The organism is Paenibacillus sp. G2S3, assembly GCF_030123105.1.
In the GTDB taxonomy this organism is placed as follows: domain Bacteria; phylum Bacillota; class Bacilli; order Paenibacillales; family Paenibacillaceae; genus Paenibacillus_AQ.
This window is the reverse complement of sequence record NZ_CP126095.1, coordinates 3159680-3177778: the sequence shown is the minus strand read 5'-3', so window position 1 is coordinate 3177778 and position 18099 is coordinate 3159680. Positions and strand designations below refer to the sequence as shown.

The following is an 18099-nucleotide window of genomic DNA, read 5'->3' as shown; positions in this document are numbered from 1 at the left end:
GAATATTCCATCTTATATCAACCGCAATCACATTTAATAAGCTACTTATACCAATATGATTGTAAAGCGTACATTTTTGCATAAATCCCTTTATGATGTACTAAGTCTTGATGGTTTCCTACTTCAGCTATGCCTCCATTATACATAACGTAGATCGTATCGACATTCTTTGCCCAGCCCAACCGATGTGAAATAAAAATAGCTGCTTTATCTTGGCAGATTTCTAATAACTTCGTATAGATTTCCATCTCGGCATTCGGATCAATAGCTGAAGTAGGTTCATCGAATACTATAAGCTCCGCATCATTGTATAACGCTCGCGCAATCGCTAGCTTTTGCCACTGTCCGCCTGATAGCTGCCTGCTTCCTTCTACTAATTGACCCAGCTTTACATCTAATCCACCTATTTCATGGAGTAAATCTATCAGTTCACATTGTTCTAAAACCCTGAGTATTTTAGCATCATCTGAAGGTGCATGCGCATCACCCAAAAAGATATTTTCTCTTAGTGTCAGTTCAAACTTCACAGCATTCTGAAATACAACGGACACTTTACCGTTAGGTTCTGGACTATCCTTCCAGTAAATCGTTCCGGAGCTCGGTCTATATTGACCTAATAACATTTTAATCAACGTGGATTTCCCTGCTCCATTTTCCCCGACGATGGCTATTTTCTCACCCGGCTTTATAGCCATATTGATGTTAGATAAGACATTCTTATTCGATTTTGCGTATTTAAAATAGACATTTGAAACGGTAATTGGGAGCATAGCATCAGTCGAATTATTAATGTTATTTTTGCGAAAATCCCTGTTCTTATATGTAAGTACTTCATTCAAGTCATATAATTTGCTACTGCTGATGTAAAGCTTGCTTAATGGCCAGGTCAAACTCATAATTTTACCACCACTAGATAACAGCGCCAGAAATAACACCGAAATTGTTCCAATTGTAACTGTATTAGACTCTCCCATTTTGTTTAACAGGTACACTAGAACTACAAAGATAGCAATCGTCTGGACCATAGCCACGACCATCCCTGTTTTGATCTCGAATTTTCTGGCGCTAAATCTTTTATCATGCTGCTTCTTCATAATCATTGCCCAGAGATTTGTAAAATAAGAGATGGAGTTATAAATTCGCATTTCTCGAATCGCATTAGGGTCTTCCAAAGTGTTAGCAAGATAGTCCCCCATTCTTCCATCAAAGGTAAGCTCTCTTCCTGTTCTTCTCACTTTAATTTCTGTAAATAATCGAATGGATAAGGTAGTCACGATCATTAGAGTAACCACGAATGTGACCAAGGAATATCCACTTGTAGCCGACAACCAGATGATGCTTATTAGTCCTGAGATAATCCCTACACTCGATACCAAAAAACCTGTAATCCCCTCAAGATCTTCTCCAACTACGGTTTTAGCTCTTTGCAGCTTGTTTCCAAACTCTTCATCATCAAAATCCTCAAAATCAACCCGGTTTGCAATATCTATCAGTTCGGATTGAAAAGCGAGGGTTAGTTCCGCATTCATTCGATTCTTCATCATGTTGGTTATATTCAATGAAAAAGCCTGTACAGTATGAATCAAAACAAACCATAAAATAGGGAGAAAGCTCATGACGCCATCAGCCACAGCATTAATGATATTCACTTGGAGAGTGTAAGAATAAAAAGTTAATAATCCACTGATTATAGGGACTATGATAGTGATTGTTGAGATCATCGGACTTTTTCTAACCATTCTCACGAGTATCATTACAAGATTAGTGATGTCAGACTTCAGCATGGATTTCTCCTTTCTCATACATATAAAGAGGACTGGCGATTAAACATCTTTTTGTATTTACCATCCACCCTCATTAATTCTTCATGCGTTCCACTTTCAACGATTTCTCCATGCTCAAATAGAAAAATTCTATCGACGAATTTGGACATATACAGCCGATGAGTCACTATAATGGAAGTCTGCTGTTCTCCTAATTTCATAAAAGTTTCAAACGCCTGTTGTTCCGCATAAGGATCTAGGGCAGCAGTCGGCTCATCAAAAATCATAAGAACGCCGTCATTGAGATAGGCTCGTGCAATCGCAAGTCTTTGCCACTGTCCCCCAGACAAATCTATCCCTCCAAACTGAGGACCTACTAAGGTATCCAACGCAACACCATAATTATCAGCTTCTGCTTTTTTCATCACGGCTAATAATCTTGAATCGTCATGAATTGTAGCCATATTACCTAATGCAATGTTTTCTCTAATTGGTCTTTGTAACTTAATGAAATCCTGAAAAACAACTCTGGTATCCTGTGTCACGTTATGCGCTAAGACTTCATTCTCACCTTTAAACCACTGGATGCTTCCAGCTGTTGCAGGATACAACCCTAAGATCAACTTAACAAGCGTAGATTTACCCGAGCCATTCTCACCTACAAAAGCAATTCGTTCACCTGGATGAATAGTCATGTTTATATTACTCAGAGTGTTCTTAGCGTTGGTCGGATATCTAAAAAACAGCTGATGAACTTGGACCTTCATCGGATCGGTGTTCCTATTGGAATTCACCTCCTGATCCCTAAGCACTTGCTCTTCCAAATCTAAATAAGACGTATAATCCTCGTACCGTAAACGACTCTTAGCTAAGTCAGCGTAAACTCTTGTTAATGCAGGAATAACGATGAATAATTGACTGGATATCTGAAGTAATAACACAAAAAGCCCAGCACTCTGTCCGCTACTTCTGATCGTAATTGCTAGAATGGCAATCGTAGTCCCATTTAATAAGATCATGATTAAGCTTTGGGAGAAGTTGAGGGTTTCAGAATAAATAACCTTACGGTGCATTTGTTAGAAGTTACTAGTAAAGCTCTCTTTCATTGAGGAAAACAAATAGGAGGACATTCTGTACATTCTTACTTCTGGAATGGTATTTCTATTAACCAACAAATCAACCAAATAGTTGTTCATTCGCACAGAGGAGGTTTGATTCGCTGAAATGGATTCTACTTTCTGAGACATTCGCTTCATAAGATAAAGCTGTAGAATCTGCACCCCTAAAATAATCAACGCCAACATATAGAAGCCATAAACAGATAAGACAACCATTAGTGCAACTAATGTTATTAGGTGGACTGTCACCCCCGTCCATTGGTCTAATAGATCAATTAAGGAAAGTCGTTTTGCTTTTTCTCTTTTAGTTTTTGTAGCAGGGTCTTCCAAAAGTACCGTAGATAATTTAGATGTCTTTTCCAAAATACTATTCTCTAGTTCATATATACTAGTGGATGTTAAATTGGTTAAAGAAATGGCTCGAAGAGAACTATTAAGGCCCGCGAGATATAACATTACCATAAGCAAACTTACTAATAACAAGATATGTTGATAGGTGTTAGAATTGAAGTTCTGAATGAGGTCAACCACATATTTCGTTGTGAACAATTCTGCAAAAAGGATTGGGGCACTCAATAGGTTAGTGATAAAATATAAAAGTGAGTTTCTTCTGTCTTTCACATATAATAGTTTTACAACATAGAGAAAGTCAGGCAGGCAGCATCTCTCCTTATACGTCTATTTCTTCCTGTAAACACTTTCATTGTTTAGACGTGGAATCCGATTATAACGTTTAATGTTTATAATTGGAAGAGGTGATTTTCGAAATGACCAAATGAACAGGAGTGTACATTCATGAAACTTCAATTTAATTTATTCCCGGGCGGATTGCCCAAGGCGCTCACCATGAGTTATGATGACGGACAGAAACACGATATTCGCTTGGCGGAGATTTTTGATCAATATGGGATTAAAGGCACCTTCCATTTAAATAGCGCAATGATTAACGCACCTGGATTCTTATCTTCTGCTGATGTTAAACATTCGCTCAGAAAACATGAGGTATCTGCCCATTCTGTTACCCATCCACATCTTGAACGTCTTCCTTTACCTATGGTGATCGATGAACTGTTTGAAGACCGCAAGCGACTGGAAAAACTAGTGGATTATCCGGTACGAGGTATGTCCTATCCTTACGGTACATACTCTCAAGAAATCATAGCGCCATTACAGTCTGTTGGGATTGAATACAGCCGTACAGTCCACTCTACTAAACAGTTTGATATGCCTCTAAACTTCATGGAGTGGCATCCAACATGTCATCATATAGAAGATCTGCATCATGTTTGGGAGCGATTTACAACGGAGGGGCCATCCCAAAAACTGAGACTCTGTTATGTTTGGGGTCATAGTTATGAATTCGCACAGCAGAATAATTGGGAGCTTATCGAGTCCTTTTGCCAACAAGCAGGTGGACATTCGGATATTTGGTACGCAACCAATATAGAGATTTATGATTATGTCGCTGCGCTATATTCACTGAAAATTAGTGCTGACAAAACGATCATCCGTAACAACTCGGCTATTGATGTTTGGGTATCCGTAAATGATCAACCTGTTCAAATTAAGGGTGGCAGCACGATGATGATGCAATAGTCCCAAATGCAAAAAAAGAGCGATTTTAAACATCGCTCTTTTTGCTAGTTACATAAAAGTGAGTGCAATTATTTGGATTGTAGTGTAAATGTCACTGTTTTTGCTTTTTCCTCAAGGATTGGAGTATAGGTTAATGTCAGTACATTCCCTTTGCGACTCTTCAACACTAACATTCTGGTCAAAACATTTGGATCTCTGCCATCATTCACTCTATCCCATTCCTTACGATCCTCACTGGTAATCAGTTGTTCGCTAAGATTGATGATTTCTCCACTGCTGCTATAAACCAAATATAAGTGTGTCGTATCTAATAAGCGTACAAGCACAACGTCTTCCGCAGCATACTCCACTATGAAATCTCCAGTTGCTCCTGTTAACTTTTCCATCTCAAATAACTTGTCCAAACCCCCATCCTTAGTAATATATTGCACGTTCTTCCCATCGGTCATATACACCTGAGTGGAAGGCACTTGTGGTGCATGGATATAAGCCGAGTTGTTGTAATGATAGTCCATTTGCTTGAGAATAGTGCCCGCTTTGACCAATACTTGATAGCTGCTATTGAAATCGGTGAACATGGCATAATGATTGTCCGTTAAATGGAGTAAGTCCGTACCATTGCCCATTTTTTTAATCTCAAAAGCGTAGTTGTAGGCTGATTCCTTGAACGGTAGTTGACCAATAATTACTGGTTTCCCAGTTGCCGTTGCACGGTAATACAAATCGCCGTTTTTTTGAGATATCCAATAGGATCTTCCATCTACAGAAGCAGAAACCAATCTAGCTTCATCTATAATTTGGATAACCCCATCCGTTTTATTAAGCCTCGCTTTACCTCCAAGTGCACTGACCGCTGAGACCAATGGCACGTACACCGAGCCTTTTATAATACGTGGGGACTTTGCTAAGGGCACCACGGCCTCATTCATTTTTGACTTTACAGTACCAACTGTGAAGATAACCTCACGCTCAGGACGAACAAGCTTAGCTATTTGGGACTTTTGATCCCACGATAATGTATACCCCATAGCATCTGCGAGTGATTTCAGAGGTACAAAAGTTGTATTCTCTGTGATGACTTGCTTACTGCTGATCCCGATTTCTTTATAGTTGAATTGAATTTGGCTTTCTGCTTGAGCAGATACCGATCCATACCCCGCACTTAAAGTCAAAGCAGCTAAGATTCCTAGCGTTACCTTCCATTTATTCATTTCTATTCGTCTCCCTCGACTCTATAGTCATATGTAATTAGACGGCAGGTTTTGGAAAAAGTTTCTTGTTTCCCGCTTTAAGCATACAAAAAGACCTGATCCACGGGAGACTACCGTAGTCAGGTCTTTTGTCTTTTACAAAGTAATCTTAACTTCTAGCAAACTCATAAAACTCCAAAGCGTCCTCCCATGTTGGGAATCCTGCTTGCGCTAGTTTATCACTACCTCCGCCTTTTCCATTGTAGGTACTAAGATGCTCTTTGAAAAAAGCTCCACAGGAGACCTCCGCGCTGCCATTCTGTGCAAATACAACCTTATTCTCAGCAGAACTAGCCAATAAAACAGGAACATCGCATTTCGCTGTAAGCTTGTTAGCTAAACTTTGTAAATCTTTCAGCGATTTATCCTCGAACACTTTTGCGATCAGCTTTCCTTCTTGTTGTGCTAAAAGCTCCTGTACGACATAATCATCATTCTTCTCTTTAAGAAGGGTAATTTCAGCTTGCAGCTGCTTTTGTTCATTCTCCCATTTTTCAATGCGATCAATAATTTCATCTTTTCCCGTATTGAACTTGGAAGATAGAGCTCCAAGGATTTGCAGACTGCTATTAAACTCCTCCAGCGCACGGTATCCACATTTAAAATAGATCCGCGTATTGCCTTTTTGTTTCTCCGCTTTCAAAAGCTTAATCACACCAATCTCACCAGTAGAAGATACATGCGTACCACCGCAAGCGTTATACTCCATATCTTTAATTTCTACAATCCGGATGTTCTCCGTCACTTTAGGTTGTTTGACCAATTTAAGCTGTGAAGCCTCTTCCCCTGTTACAAAATAGCTCAGGATACTATGGTTCTGGTAAATCTGCCGATTAACCTCCCACTCTATGGAATGAAGTTGTTTAGGCGACAGTTCTGGCGCTTCTATATCAATGGTGCAATAATCCTCACCCAAATGAAAGCTTAGAGTCATAAACTGGTACAAATCGAGACAGATGGCTGAGAGCAAGTGTTGTCCACTATGCTGCTGCATATGATCAAATCTTCTCTTCCAATCGATCTGACAAGTGACGGATAAATCATCAGGCCGACGTTCCAGCTTATGCAGGACAAGATCTTCCTCACTGATTACATCAAGTACCGGAATATCCCCAATAGTCCCTAAATCACAAGGCTGCCCACCGCCATGCGGATAAAAAGCGGTCTTCTCCAAAATAACATAGAGTCCATCTTCTCGTTCTATGGTTTCAGTAATACAGGTCTCCCAATCAGTAAGGTATGTAGAATTGTAGTATAGTTTGTTGGTCATGTATGTATCCCTCTCTTTTATACGTTTATGGCACATTAAGCTTATAGTATCATAACGGATTTCAAAGACAAACTGCACAATGAAAAACGCCTTGCGTTATGACTCTATATTCTGGCATAGACCATTCTTTAATATATAAATTGAGAATAATTGTTCTCCTAATGTCGAATTCCAGAATGATCCCTCGGCATGACTCTTTATTGATTTGCACATCCATCACCTTTTTTCAATATTGGTTTTTTGGTTTAGAATTCTTTCATCCCCTAAGGATAATTCCAATTCGGCGAAACATTCGATGTCTTGGAGTTTTTCTATATTTTTTTGTTATTGATTTTTTCAGGGTATTCGATGTATTTATAGAGGGTTAAGACTGCTTCTTCCCTTTTGGTTTTAAAGTTGTGAACAGTTCCTTTGAATAGGGTGTCTTTGAATCCTTCCTTAAGCCTACCTTGTTCATTCAAGGCATCCAGATGAAAGGTTGCTAAATATTTTTCGTTTCTTACGGCATGATCATTAATGCTGTAGGATACATTCTCTTCGTCAAGAATCTTTATTATTTCATCAATTGACTTGAACTTCAGTCTTGCAAATCTCGCCGGAGAACTGATATTTTGAAGCGATTAATCCAGATCTCTAGCCCAGCTAACTAACTCTTCATCGTCAAAGTTATATGGATATTCGTAAATATTAGAGTAATAGTACTCCGATTCTAATAATCTCTAATTACATTGAAAACCATATTGGTGGCATGAAATCCATTCCTGATGGGCGCGGTGAAGGCAAGCGAGCCATTATGAAATCCATCTAAAGAACCGGAAAGCTCTCGTTTGACTATAGATTCAGCTGTCTCTATCTTTTCTTTAACGAGCTCCTCTTTGTAAATTTGAATGCAGAAGTTTCCACCATGTTTTATTAATTCAAACTCTCCATTGGGATGGAGTTTTATTGTATCTCCTTTCGCAAGCCCTAGAGCCAGCCCAGGAGATGCACATAATTTGAATATTTTATCGCTTATGCATTCTGCAGGAAGCTCTTCAAAGACTGCTTCCTCTGAATTTATGCCGGCAAAAACATTAATTAAGGTTAATTTATGTTCCATACGAACACTCCTCAAAACTGTCTCTTTTAATGTATGAGATTTGAGATTACATCCTTCATGTATCCGCTATCGCTTGTAATTCAACGTGTCGATAATAAAGGAGGTTCCTCTTTTTTTGAAAGGGAATAGTTTCAGTAAACGTCCTTGGTTGATCATCAATCATTTTGTTATGAATCATCTTCAACAGTTCCATCAATAATTAATTCTATCTTACATATGGAGCATCTATTTCCTGATTTAGCAATATCGTATCATGAATTTGTAAATATTGTTGTATTAAGTCATATAAAAAAACTAAGAGTCATCTTAGGGATTAAACCCTATTTATGATACGTTTTCCCGCGTTTGAACTTCAACTATCCTGCCCGTTTGCTGAATAAAGGCAGCCGATCACATTGACTGACCGGCTGCCTTATCGTGTTTATTGAGCTATCGTTACCCGTCAGATCAATAAGAAAGAAAAACAGCATCCTCCTAATGTGACAAGAAAAAGCTTTACTTTGATCGTTGATACAAGGATCAGAAGGTTCAGAAGTTCAACGAATTAACAAGCACAAGTAACGTCTTTTAAATTTCGTATAGCAATAGCATTGAGTCGGAGCGCTTCTACGATTGAATCTCTTACTGCTAACAATTCAAATCTTTCACGACTGCCAATAGGCAATCTGCAAAGCAATGCTTCAATTCTTTTAAGGCTTTCTTTCAGAACCACTCTTTGCTTACGCAAAGCATTCAAAGCTCTTTGAATTCTTCTCTTCTCTGCAGCAGTCATAAACTACCACCTCTTTTCGATTGTGATAGTATATGAGATGCGACAGAGCTCCTATCTGCTTGTACAATCCGGAAGTTAAATGATTGATTTTACTGCTTTTTGCTAGCTTCCATGATAGGAACGGACCAATCTACATTGGTGTACAATCGGTTGACTATCGTACGTATTAATTGAAGCTGATCAGGGATTTTAGTAAGACCAGCCGCACGGAACTGAAAAAAATACTTTTTGTTATCTGATTGTGATTCAACAATTTCAATATATCCATCTTTCCATCCAGATCCTCGGGGAGAATAAGCACCCCTTCCTGTAAGAGGCCACTCTTTGCCAGCGACATCCTTAAATATCCACTCACTGTTCATAAACTCATTTCTGAATTTTCCACTAAAGTGTAATGAACCCTCCTTCTCGTTGCTATTGGTATTTGGTGGCGATTCCACTGTAAAGTCAAATAACTTCAGCTCATCGCCATCAAAATCAAAGGGAATCGGATGTTCCTTCAACTTGGAAGGCTCAAATTGCACGCTCGAACCATCCTTCTCAGGAACAAAATATCCATCGAACACGAAATTATATGGTGTATCCTGTGGTAAAGTTGGAAACGTATAGCTCCAATGCATTTGTCCAGACTTATCACTTGGAATCGAAGAACTTGACATTACGAAACTCTTACTCGGAGATTTTCTAGGATTGACACTCTGAATCTCTTCTCCCGCGCTATTCTCAAAATGGAACTTCATGCCTTGCTGCTTCCATAGTTCACCAGGAGAACGAGTCAACGCCTCTTCACTCAATTGAGTATCGAACTCAAAACGAACACCTTGCACCATATGAGTTAATTTTTTCAGGGTCACAGTTAAACCGTCCGGGGAGGTGTAGCTACCCGTTAGTGGCATAGAGGTCGTTTGCTTATTAGCTTCTGTCATATCCATCGAAAAATTGAATTTCCAATCCCCTTGAACAATAGGAATGTTTTTTCGTTCACTCCCCAATTCAGTAACATGACCTTCGACCGTAATTCGATCAGTTTGCAGAGGTTCAGAGAAATTAACGATTAAATAGTAAAAGTCATTGGTAAATCCTATATCAGATAAATTCCCTACGATCTTCCCTTGATCATCCTTAATCGCAATACTATTCCCTTCATTAAGGACCAACCGCTTTTTGTCATGCTTTCCATCCGGTCCGAACAACTGTAAAGCAATAATTACCCGTGTAGGATCCGCTTCAGCTTCATCTATTTTTATCGTATAGCCTTTATCCTTCACCTTAATATTAGGATGTTCTACTAACCCAAACTCTTGTGCACGTAGAAGGCCAATGTCCACATTATCTTTTACAAAAAGAGAACGTAAAGTTTCTGCCAATGTGGGTACAGAATATAAAATCACGGCACTCAGAACAACAAGTAACAAAGCCGCTCCCATGGCTATTCTTAGTGATTTAAGTATCTTCGGGTGCTTTCGCTTCCTGTCAGATACCGTTACTTTCTCTAGTTCTACGAATTCTATTGAAGCCATAACTTGAGCAGTAAAAGAATCTGGAAGCTTCTCTTCAAACAATGCTTGCGACCACTCCTCTTGTTCTTCTAATAGTGCATGATAGATTAAATTGCAATGAGCACAAGCAGCGATATGATCAACCTTTTCCAAAGGCCGGGAGGTCGGTGTACTTAGGATATATTGCTCTATCTCAAATGGACTTAAGCACTTCATCGCTCTTTACCTCCTGGGGTGTCATGATTTGCTTCAATCGCTGCTTTGCACGATAAAGGTCATTTTGGATCTTACTTAAAGGGACCTCTAAGAGCGTACACATTTCTTCATAGCTTAAATCATTGGTGTAACGAAGCAACAAAGCCGTCCGATAATTAGGCGGTAGCTTCTGCATTAACTGATGCAGCTCTGTGCGATGCTCCGATCGAATGAATTCTTCTTCTGGATTATCTGAAAGAGAAAGTTCTGGAAGATCGTCTGGCAAGCTCGCTGTAGGGCGAGTTTTTTTCCACAAATCCTTCAATAAATTAGTCGCAATCGTATACAGCCAAGCCGCAAAGTTTTTATCCAAATCATGTGAACCCAGCTTACGATAAGCTTTTATAAAAGTCTCCTGAGTGATGTCTTGCGCGTCTTGGTGATCGGCCCCCATCCCTCTCAAAAGACCTTAGATTTTATTCTTATATCGATTCACAAGATACGAATAGTCTTCCTTATGTCCATCCAGAACATTTTGAATCCATTGCCTCTCATCCTCTTTTTCAACTTTCGGTACTTGTCCCTTCACCCTTAAGCCTCCTTGAAGCACGATACTATATAGACGATCCCTATCAGAAAAACTCTCACTTTATACAAAAAAAAGTAGATCTTCAATTGTATTGAAGACCCACTCTGTTATCTAAACATTGCGTTTAAGTTCAAAATATAAATTAACACCTTCCATTTCTAAAACTGTCCTTGTATTTATTTGGAATAACTTCATGTTAAACGTACTCCTTTGCTAGGACAAGAAGTTTATTCATTGCATACAAAGCACATATAATCACCGCAACCCCAGCGAGTACAAAAATAGTCTTCACTTGGACGCTATCCGCTAGCGGACCAAACAGCACCATCCCGAGTGGCAAAGCACATGAATTCGTTACTTGAACAAGACTGAACACCCTACCTTGCATATTCGGCTCCACATTCTGCTGCAACAACACTGTCAACGGAGCGTTGAAGCAAGGCATCGTTACGCCTATCAACAAGTTAAACAATAAATACATTGCAAACATAGGAGCGACGCCAAGTCCAACCATCAGCAAACCGTAGAGAGTACATGCTAGAATGTTGGTATGCATACGAGACTTAAAGCCGCCCCAAGATGCGATCAGAATCCCTCCAACTAACGCCCCAGCACTAAAAGTCATCTCACTTGCGGTCAATCTCCATACTTCTGGACCAAAGGATCGACTCACCATTAGAGGGGTTAAGAAGGCCGCTGGACTAATCAGTATCATTACGACAAATAAATAGATTAGTAATTGCTTAATAAAGACATGATCCTTTAGGTACTTAAATCCTTCCTTAATATCTTGTACATTTGATTTCTGAACCTCCTCCAACTTAGCATGAACTGGAACAACGATTATACACATCATACCGATCCCAATAATTGCAGTAATCACATCGATAAAAAAGGCAGTTTCTATGGTACTAATCGATAGAATCACTCCCCCTGCTGCTGGAGCTAGAAACATCATCAAAGATGAAATACTGCTATTTACTCCATTCACCTTCATAAGCTGATCTTTTGAAACAAGCTGAGGGATAAGTGCGTTCACAGCAGGAACCTGTATGCCTGTACCTGCTGCTCGGATCAGCAAAATTACATATAGCAACCAAATATTTTTATAACCCATAAAAAATATCACGGCGAGGATAAGTGTAGCGATCGCTATCATCCCATCCGCTAGCATGATCATTTTTTTACGACTATAACGGTCGATCCATACCCCAGCAAACAGTGAGATCGCCATCTGCGGGAGAAAGCCGCAGACGGTTGATATCGTCATCATTACCCCTGAAGAGGTTGTCAGGGTGATATACCAAATAATCGCATATTGAACCAGCGAAGATCCAAATAAAGATATGGTTTGAGCCGTTAGAAATAGGGTTATTTCTCTTTTCCAATTTTCATTAATGATTTGCATTAGCTTATTTAACTCCTTTATTGGTTTCATCTCCTATGTTTAGCACACGATCGACCCACCCCTGATAAAATTGTTCTTCATGAGAAACAAGAATCACAGTTCCACCAAATTGAATTAGAGCTTTCTGTAAAGCGTCTTTCGTTTCGGCATCTAAGTGATTGGTCGGCTCATCCATAATTAGAAAGTTATATTCTGAAAGCAGTAATAGGCCCAGCTTAACTTTAGATTGCTCCCCGCCGCTGAGCGTACGGATAGATTGTGTTACAAGGTTATCTTTAACAACACACTGCGCTAGATGGCGACGTATTTCCTTTACAGTCAGTTTGGGATCATAAGCTGAAATCACCTGAATAGGTGTCATCTTATCGTCTTCCCATGTTAAATCTTGCTCGAAGTAACCGACTTTGACTTGTTCTGCAAACTGAAACCTACCGGAAATCCCTTGAATTTCTCCAACCAATGTTTTGAGCAATGTTGATTTTCCGATTCCGTTGAACCCGGAAATCACCAGCTTTTGTCCCCCACGGATGGAGAACTTCAATTTAGGCAACAAAGGCTTATCGTAACCTACGACTAAGTGTTCTACTTTAAGCGCTACTTGTGACGTGCAAGGAAGCTCCTTAAAGCGAATAGACGCTTTTGAGACAAAAGTCGGAGCAGCGATTCGTTCCAGCCTATCCAGCTGTTTCTGACGACCACGGGCAATTTTGGAATTGACACCCGCACCGTTTTTTCGTATGAATTGCTCAGTGGTTTCGATTTTTTTCTGCTGTGCATGATATTGCCGGATATGACTCTCTCGTAAATGTTCCTTCTGCTTCACAAAATCTGAGTATTTCCCATGATATTTTTTTATCGTTTCGCCCTCAATATCGCAAATACTAGTGGATATTTTATCGAGAAAGGCATAGCTGTGAGACACCACAATGAACGCTTGATTGAAAGCAACCAGATACTCAGCGAGCCAGTTAACATGTTCCGTATCCAAATAATTAGTCGGTTCATCGAGCAATAGCACATCAGGTTGTTCAAGTAAAAGCTTGGCCAGTATGACTTTCGTCCGCTGCCCCCCACTTAACTGCTCGATGGGACGGTCAATTCCAATTGCGTTAATCCCAAGACCCATAACCATCTTACTGATATTGCTCTCCGTCGAATAATAGTCTAGCGCTTCTAATCGTTCCTGATAGTCTGCAGCCTTTTGTAATAACGTTTCGTTGCCAGTTACAGCGCACTCCTCATAAAGCTCATTCATTTTTCGTTCTAGTTCATATAATTCTGAGAAAGCCTGTCTTAAATAATTATGAACCGTACTGTTTCCATCCATGGCAGCATGTTGATCGAGATGACCGATTGTAATATTGGGCTGCCACTTTATCATTCCATCATCCGGAATTACTTCGCCCGTCAAGATGCTAATTAACGTACTTTTCCCCGTTCCGTTCTGTCCAACCACGCCTACATGCTCACCCTTGTACAATTCCATAGAAACATTCTTGTATAGAACCTTATCTCCAAAGGCATGTGATAAATTTGAAACCTCAAGTAAACTCATTTCCTATTCCTCTTTTCTGAAATTAATTAAGAACGCAAAAAAAGCAGAAGACACTGCACCCTTAGGTGCAAGCCTTCTGCTTGTAAGTACACAAATGAACGGTACAAACATATAAATGTCAGTGTAGAAACTGAGCAATATAACACAAAAGGCTGTAGACGAAAATTGTCTACAGCCTCTTAATCATTAACATCGAAAGATAGCATAACCAAACAAGCATGACATTTCACGCTAATTCGGACCCGCTATCATTCGATGATATAAAAGCAATACGCTTTTGATTAAGCTCCGGACAACGTTTCATCGTTTGTATCCGTTTGTTCGGAGCAGCCTCTGGTATATAACTTTACAGTTTCTACATGAATCATGTTAAACCATCCCTTCGTTTGGTAACAGTTTAAAACGCATGCCGTTACTTGTCAACTTAGAGGGGGAAATGTTGTTATTTTTTGCGAGGTCGTTTTACATTACTTATCCTAGTCCCTTGAGGGATTGGAATGAGCTGACTCTTCGATACACCAATAAGCTGCGAAGTATAAATACTACTATGCCCGGAGAATAAATAACTCACCACACAAGCAATGAACATGTATACAGCACCCTCTGAACCAAACAGCTCGATCCCCATTAAAAAGCAAGCGATAGGCGTGCTCGTAGCTCCACAAAAAACAGCAATAAAACCGAGGGCAGCCAAAAACGGTCCATATACATGTAAGATTCCAGCCAAAGCATTGCCTAGTGTGGCACCAATCGCAAATAGCGGGGTAACCTCACCACCCTGAAATCCTGTTCCTAAGGTAAAGGCGGTAAAGATCAGCTTCCATAAAAAAGCGAACGGCGAGACATCTCCCTCAAAAGAATCCTTGATTAATGGAATTCCGAGGCCCAAGTAATCACGGGACCCTACAAGGAATACTAACGCAATGATAATTAATCCACCTACAGCACCTTTTATCATTGGATTGCTTATCATGGCGGTGAAGGTTCTTTTTAGAAAATGAGTCAGTTCACTGAAAAGCATACTCACGATTCCAAAAATTACAGAAGCAAGTACCACTTTTAGAATAATCATTAAACTTAAGGCTGGAAATTCATTCACTACATAGTGAGTATGATGAACGCCCCAGAATCGAGTGGTCACCAAATCACCAACAAAGCTAGCTACAAAACATGGAAGTAATGCCCGTTGGCTGATAAGTCCAATGGTTACTACCTCTAGACCAAATAAGGTTCCAGCCAGCGGTGTTCCGAAAATAGAGCCAAAGCCTCCACTAATCCCGCACATTAACAGAATCTTACGATCCAGCGGGCTGATTTTGATCAGCTTTCCAAACCACTCCGCGAGGCTTCCTCCCATTTGTACAGCTGTTCCCTCACGCCCGGCAGATCCGCCAAACAAGTGAGTTACTAGTGTCCCGAACAATACTAAGGGTGCCATCCGTAAAGGAATGGTCTCGTTACCATCTTGAATTTGTTCTAAAATAAGGTTATTTCCTTTAGCGCTGTTTTTCCCATAACGCATATATAAGAAACTAACAAGTACCCCTCCAAGGGGCAGCAAGTAAAGTAGCCATGGATGCTCTAAACGTACATCTGTTACGTAGTCTAAGCTTTTTAGAAAGAAAGCCGAGGCAGTTCCTGATAAGAATCCAACCACACTTCCGAGTACAATCCATTTGATAAAGGTACTCCAAAGTGCAAAATGACTTCTTTTCTTAACGAATTCATACCATCGTGCAGACCATTGATTCATAACAGCAACTCCCAAAGTCAATTATAAATTAGTCTCTGGCAACAAAACAGACTCCTACCAGTGAAGCTCACTCTGGTAGGAGTCATTAGTCTGAAAAGACAGTTGAGGCGAACTCCATCGCCTTGTTATATGTTATTCTTAGTCCTCAGAATCTACGTTATGATACACTTGTTGAACATCTTCCAAATCTTCTAATGCATCAATCAATTTCTCGAACTGGGCTTGAGCATCTTCAGGAAGCGTTACATAGTTCTGTGGAAGCATGTTAAGCTCAGCAACAGTAAATTCGGTGATTCCTGCATTCTTGAACACTTCTTGTACGGCATGGAACTGATCAGGTTCAGCATACACGATAACCGCTTCATCCTCTTCCAGTACATCACGTACATCAAGCTCAGCATCGAACATCATCTCAATCACTTCATCGGCAGTTTTACCTTCCACACCGATAACAGCTGTGGAGTCAAACATGTAAGCTACGGATCCGCTGACGCCCATATTACCGCCATTTTTACTGAAGGTAGAACGGATCAAAGGTGCTGTACGATTAACGTTATTCGTAAGTGCATCGACGATGATCATCGAACCGTTAGGTCCAAATCCTTCGTAACGAAGCTCTTCATAATTCTCATCACCGCTGCCTTTGGCTTTATCCATCGCGCGGTCAATAATCGCTTTTGGTACATTGTAAGTTTTTGCACGTTCTAATACAACCTTCAAGGCCCGGTTTGCTTCTGGATCGGGTTCACCTTTCTTGGCTGCTACATAAATCTCAACACCAAACTTTGCATAAACGCGACTTGTGTTGGCGTCTTTGGAGGCTTTTTTTTCCTTAATATTATTCCACTTACGACCCATATTGTTCCCGCTCTCTTTCAACATGAATTAAAAACAATTGTTACTTATTATACCCTTGTTTAATAGCTCTAGTAAAGTCCGCTGGTAGGTTAATCCTCTAAGCTGTCAAAATACACGCATAAAAAAGGCCCCTGAATCGTCAGGAGCCTGCTAGTATTTATTAAATTAATGCCAAATTTCATCCGCAATCTCTTTAATAAATTGCAGTTTGTCCCACTGTTGTTGATCTGTCAAATGGTTTCCCTCTTCGGTAGAAGCAAAACCACATTGCGGGCTTAGGCACAGCTGATTGATGTTAACATACTGTGCCGCTTCTTTAATACGCTCCACGATCTCTTCTTTATTCTCAAGCTCACCTGTCTTCGAACTGAACAAGCCGAGAACAACCTGTTGGTCCTTAATAAATCTTAATGGTGCAAAATCACCCGCCCGATCCGTATCAAACTCCAGATAGAACCCATCTACATCTACAGTTCCGAATAACACTTCTGCGATTGGCTCGTAACCACCGGAAGCCGCCCATGTGGAAGCGTAGTTTCCACGGCATACATGCATAGTGATGACCATGTCAGCAGGATGATCTTTAATCGCTTCATTGTTTACTAAAGCATACAATTTAGCAATTTCGTTAACATTCACACCTTCCTTTTGCCGGGCTTCCCAATACCCTTTGTCACAGAGCATGCCCCATGTGCAATCGTCCAACTGCAGATTACGGCAACCTGCCTCGTAGAAGTCGCGAATCACTTCACGATATGCTGCTGCAATATCTGCAACTAGTTCATCTTGGTTGTCGTAAACAGCTGCAGTAGTCTGATGATTCCGCTGTAGCTCAGCAAGAAATTGTGCTGGAGAAGGAATCGTTTGACGCGCTACTACATCCTTCCCAGCAATACTAACTAGTTGTCTGTAATCGTCTATCATAAGATGATTCGTCCCACGAATCTTGCCTGATAGAATTGCCGTTTCCGCTCTAGTCTCAATGCCATTGAATAGATAGCCTTCTTTGCTAACTTTCTTAGTTACGCCTTCCAGACCCCACATGAAGTCTAAATGCCACCAAGAACGGCGGAATTCGCCGTCTGTTACCCCTTTTAATCCTACGTCTTTTTGCTTTTTTACGACTCTGGCAATCTCCGTATCTTCAACCTTACGCAATTCGTCTGCCGTGATTTCATTGTTTTGAAATTGAACGCGAGCTCTCTTAATCGTTTCCGGGCGTAAGAAGCTGCCTACTATATCTACTCTAAAGGGTACTTCCGTTCTTTGTTTTCCCGTTTGAATCGTACTCATGGGGTCAGCCTCCTTGATTTCTGTGCTTGTTCTGTTGCATTCACTATAGCACTTCAGCATCAAAGGCAGGTAACTCCTAAA

Annotated in this window: 15 protein-coding genes and 1 riboswitch; of the genes, 1 reads left to right on the top strand and 14 read right to left on the bottom strand. The window is 40.3% G+C overall.

Features of this window, described 5'->3' with window-relative positions; all coding sequences use genetic code 11:
- Window positions 1–41: 41 nt before the first annotated feature.
- The 3 genes from QNH28_RS14000 to QNH28_RS13990 are packed head-to-tail and all read right to left on the bottom strand — an operon-like array spanning window position 42 to window position 3457.
- Window positions 42–1802, bottom strand: a complete 1761-nt coding sequence (locus QNH28_RS14000; protein ID WP_283911887.1) for an ATP-binding cassette domain-containing protein — start codon at window positions 1800–1802, stop codon at window positions 42–44.
- The gene (locus QNH28_RS13995) at window positions 1799–2836 is read right to left on the bottom strand and encodes an ATP-binding cassette domain-containing protein (RefSeq protein WP_283911886.1); all 1038 of its coding nucleotides are present in this window, start codon (window positions 2834–2836) and stop codon (window positions 1799–1801) included. The genes QNH28_RS14000 and QNH28_RS13995 overlap by 4 nt, the downstream gene beginning before the upstream one ends.
- Window positions 2837–2839: 3 nt before the next feature.
- Window positions 2840–3457, bottom strand: coding sequence for a hypothetical protein (locus QNH28_RS13990; RefSeq protein ID WP_283911885.1), 618 nt, complete (start codon window positions 3455–3457; stop codon window positions 2840–2842).
- 219 nt (window positions 3458–3676) lie between these two features.
- On the opposite strand from QNH28_RS13990, the gene QNH28_RS13985 reads away from it, so the two are divergent.
- A complete protein-coding gene (locus QNH28_RS13985) occupies window positions 3677–4477 on the top strand; it encodes a polysaccharide deacetylase family protein (protein WP_283911884.1) in 801 nt (266 codons plus the stop codon).
- 68 nt (window positions 4478–4545) lie between these two features.
- On the opposite strand, the gene QNH28_RS13980 is transcribed toward QNH28_RS13985, so the two are convergent.
- The 11 genes from QNH28_RS13980 to QNH28_RS13930 form a co-directional block, all read right to left on the bottom strand.
- Window positions 4546–5688, bottom strand: coding sequence for a copper amine oxidase N-terminal domain-containing protein (locus QNH28_RS13980; RefSeq protein ID WP_283911883.1), 1143 nt, complete (start codon window positions 5686–5688; stop codon window positions 4546–4548).
- Window positions 5689–5836: 148 nt separating this feature from the next.
- Window positions 5837–6997, bottom strand: coding sequence for an alanyl-tRNA editing protein (locus QNH28_RS13975; protein WP_283911882.1), 1161 nt, complete (start codon window positions 6995–6997; stop codon window positions 5837–5839).
- Window positions 6998–7706: 709 nt separating this feature from the next.
- Window positions 7707–8096: a DUF4265 domain-containing protein gene (locus tag QNH28_RS13970; protein WP_283911881.1), complete on the bottom strand. Its 390-nt coding sequence runs from the start codon at window positions 8094–8096 to the stop codon at window positions 7707–7709.
- Window positions 8097–8640: 544 nt separating this feature from the next.
- A complete protein-coding gene (locus tag QNH28_RS13965; protein WP_042187971.1) occupies window positions 8641–8868 on the bottom strand; it encodes a hypothetical protein in 228 nt (75 codons plus the stop codon).
- Between the two features lie 89 nt (window positions 8869–8957).
- On the bottom strand, window positions 8958–10583 hold the full coding sequence (locus QNH28_RS13960; protein ID WP_283911880.1) for a DUF4179 domain-containing protein: 1626 nt from the start codon (window positions 10581–10583) through the stop codon (window positions 8958–8960).
- On the bottom strand, window positions 10561–11016 hold the full coding sequence (locus QNH28_RS13955) for an RNA polymerase sigma factor (protein WP_283911879.1): 456 nt from the start codon (window positions 11014–11016) through the stop codon (window positions 10561–10563). The genes QNH28_RS13960 and QNH28_RS13955 overlap by 23 nt, the downstream gene beginning before the upstream one ends.
- Window positions 11017–11347: 331 nt before the next feature.
- The gene (locus QNH28_RS13950) at window positions 11348–12553 is read right to left on the bottom strand and encodes an MFS transporter (RefSeq protein WP_283912146.1); all 1206 of its coding nucleotides are present in this window, start codon (window positions 12551–12553) and stop codon (window positions 11348–11350) included.
- Window positions 12554–12563: 10 nt separating this feature from the next.
- Window positions 12564–14114 (bottom strand): ABC-F family ATP-binding cassette domain-containing protein, encoded by a 1551-nt coding sequence (locus QNH28_RS13945; RefSeq protein ID WP_283911878.1) that lies wholly within the window; start codon window positions 14112–14114, stop codon window positions 12564–12566.
- 442 nt (window positions 14115–14556) lie between these two features.
- Window positions 14557–15867: a voltage-gated chloride channel family protein gene (locus tag QNH28_RS13940; RefSeq protein ID WP_283911877.1), complete on the bottom strand. Its 1311-nt coding sequence runs from the start codon at window positions 15865–15867 to the stop codon at window positions 14557–14559.
- 69 nt (window positions 15868–15936) lie between these two features.
- Window positions 15937–15998, bottom strand: a riboswitch (Fluoride riboswitch).
- 7 nt (window positions 15999–16005) lie between these two features.
- Window positions 16006–16725 carry a YebC/PmpR family DNA-binding transcriptional regulator gene (locus QNH28_RS13935; RefSeq protein ID WP_283912145.1) on the bottom strand — a complete coding sequence of 240 codons (720 nt, stop codon included), beginning with the start codon at window positions 16723–16725 and terminating at the stop codon, window positions 16006–16008.
- Between the two features lie 165 nt (window positions 16726–16890).
- Complete coding sequence (locus QNH28_RS13930; RefSeq protein WP_283911876.1) at window positions 16891–18018, bottom strand: 5-methyltetrahydropteroyltriglutamate--homocysteine S-methyltransferase; 1128 nt, start codon at window positions 18016–18018, stop codon at window positions 16891–16893.
- Window positions 18019–18099 lie beyond the last annotated feature (81 nt).

Coding starts and splice junctions, on each gene's coding strand:
- QNH28_RS14000 (WP_283911887.1), bottom strand. CDS start 1,802: ATGAGAAAGGAGAAATCCATGCTGAAGTCTGACATCACTAATCTTGTA.
- QNH28_RS13995 (WP_283911886.1), bottom strand. CDS start 2,836: ATGCACCGTAAGGTTATTTATTCTGAAACCCTCAACTTCTCCCAAAGC.
- QNH28_RS13985 (WP_283911884.1), top strand. CDS start 3,677: ATGAAACTTCAATTTAATTTATTCCCGGGCGGATTGCCCAAGGCGCTC.
- QNH28_RS13980 (WP_283911883.1), bottom strand. CDS start 5,688: ATGAATAAATGGAAGGTAACGCTAGGAATCTTAGCTGCTTTGACTTTA.
- QNH28_RS13975 (WP_283911882.1), bottom strand. CDS start 6,997: ATGACCAACAAACTATACTACAATTCTACATACCTTACTGATTGGGAG.
- QNH28_RS13970 (WP_283911881.1), bottom strand. CDS start 8,096: ATGGAACATAAATTAACCTTAATTAATGTTTTTGCCGGCATAAATTCA.
- QNH28_RS13965 (WP_042187971.1), bottom strand. CDS start 8,868: ATGACTGCTGCAGAGAAGAGAAGAATTCAAAGAGCTTTGAATGCTTTG.
- QNH28_RS13960 (WP_283911880.1), bottom strand. CDS start 10,583: ATGAAGTGCTTAAGTCCATTTGAGATAGAGCAATATATCCTAAGTACA.
- QNH28_RS13955 (WP_283911879.1), bottom strand. CDS start 11,016: ATGGGGGCCGATCACCAAGACGCGCAAGACATCACTCAGGAGACTTTT.
- QNH28_RS13945 (WP_283911878.1), bottom strand. CDS start 14,114: ATGAGTTTACTTGAGGTTTCAAATTTATCACATGCCTTTGGAGATAAG.
- QNH28_RS13940 (WP_283911877.1), bottom strand. CDS start 15,867: ATGAATCAATGGTCTGCACGATGGTATGAATTCGTTAAGAAAAGAAGT.
- QNH28_RS13935 (WP_283912145.1), bottom strand. CDS start 16,725: ATGGGTCGTAAGTGGAATAATATTAAGGAAAAAAAAGCCTCCAAAGAC.
- QNH28_RS13930 (WP_283911876.1), bottom strand. CDS start 18,018: ATGAGTACGATTCAAACGGGAAAACAAAGAACGGAAGTACCCTTTAGA.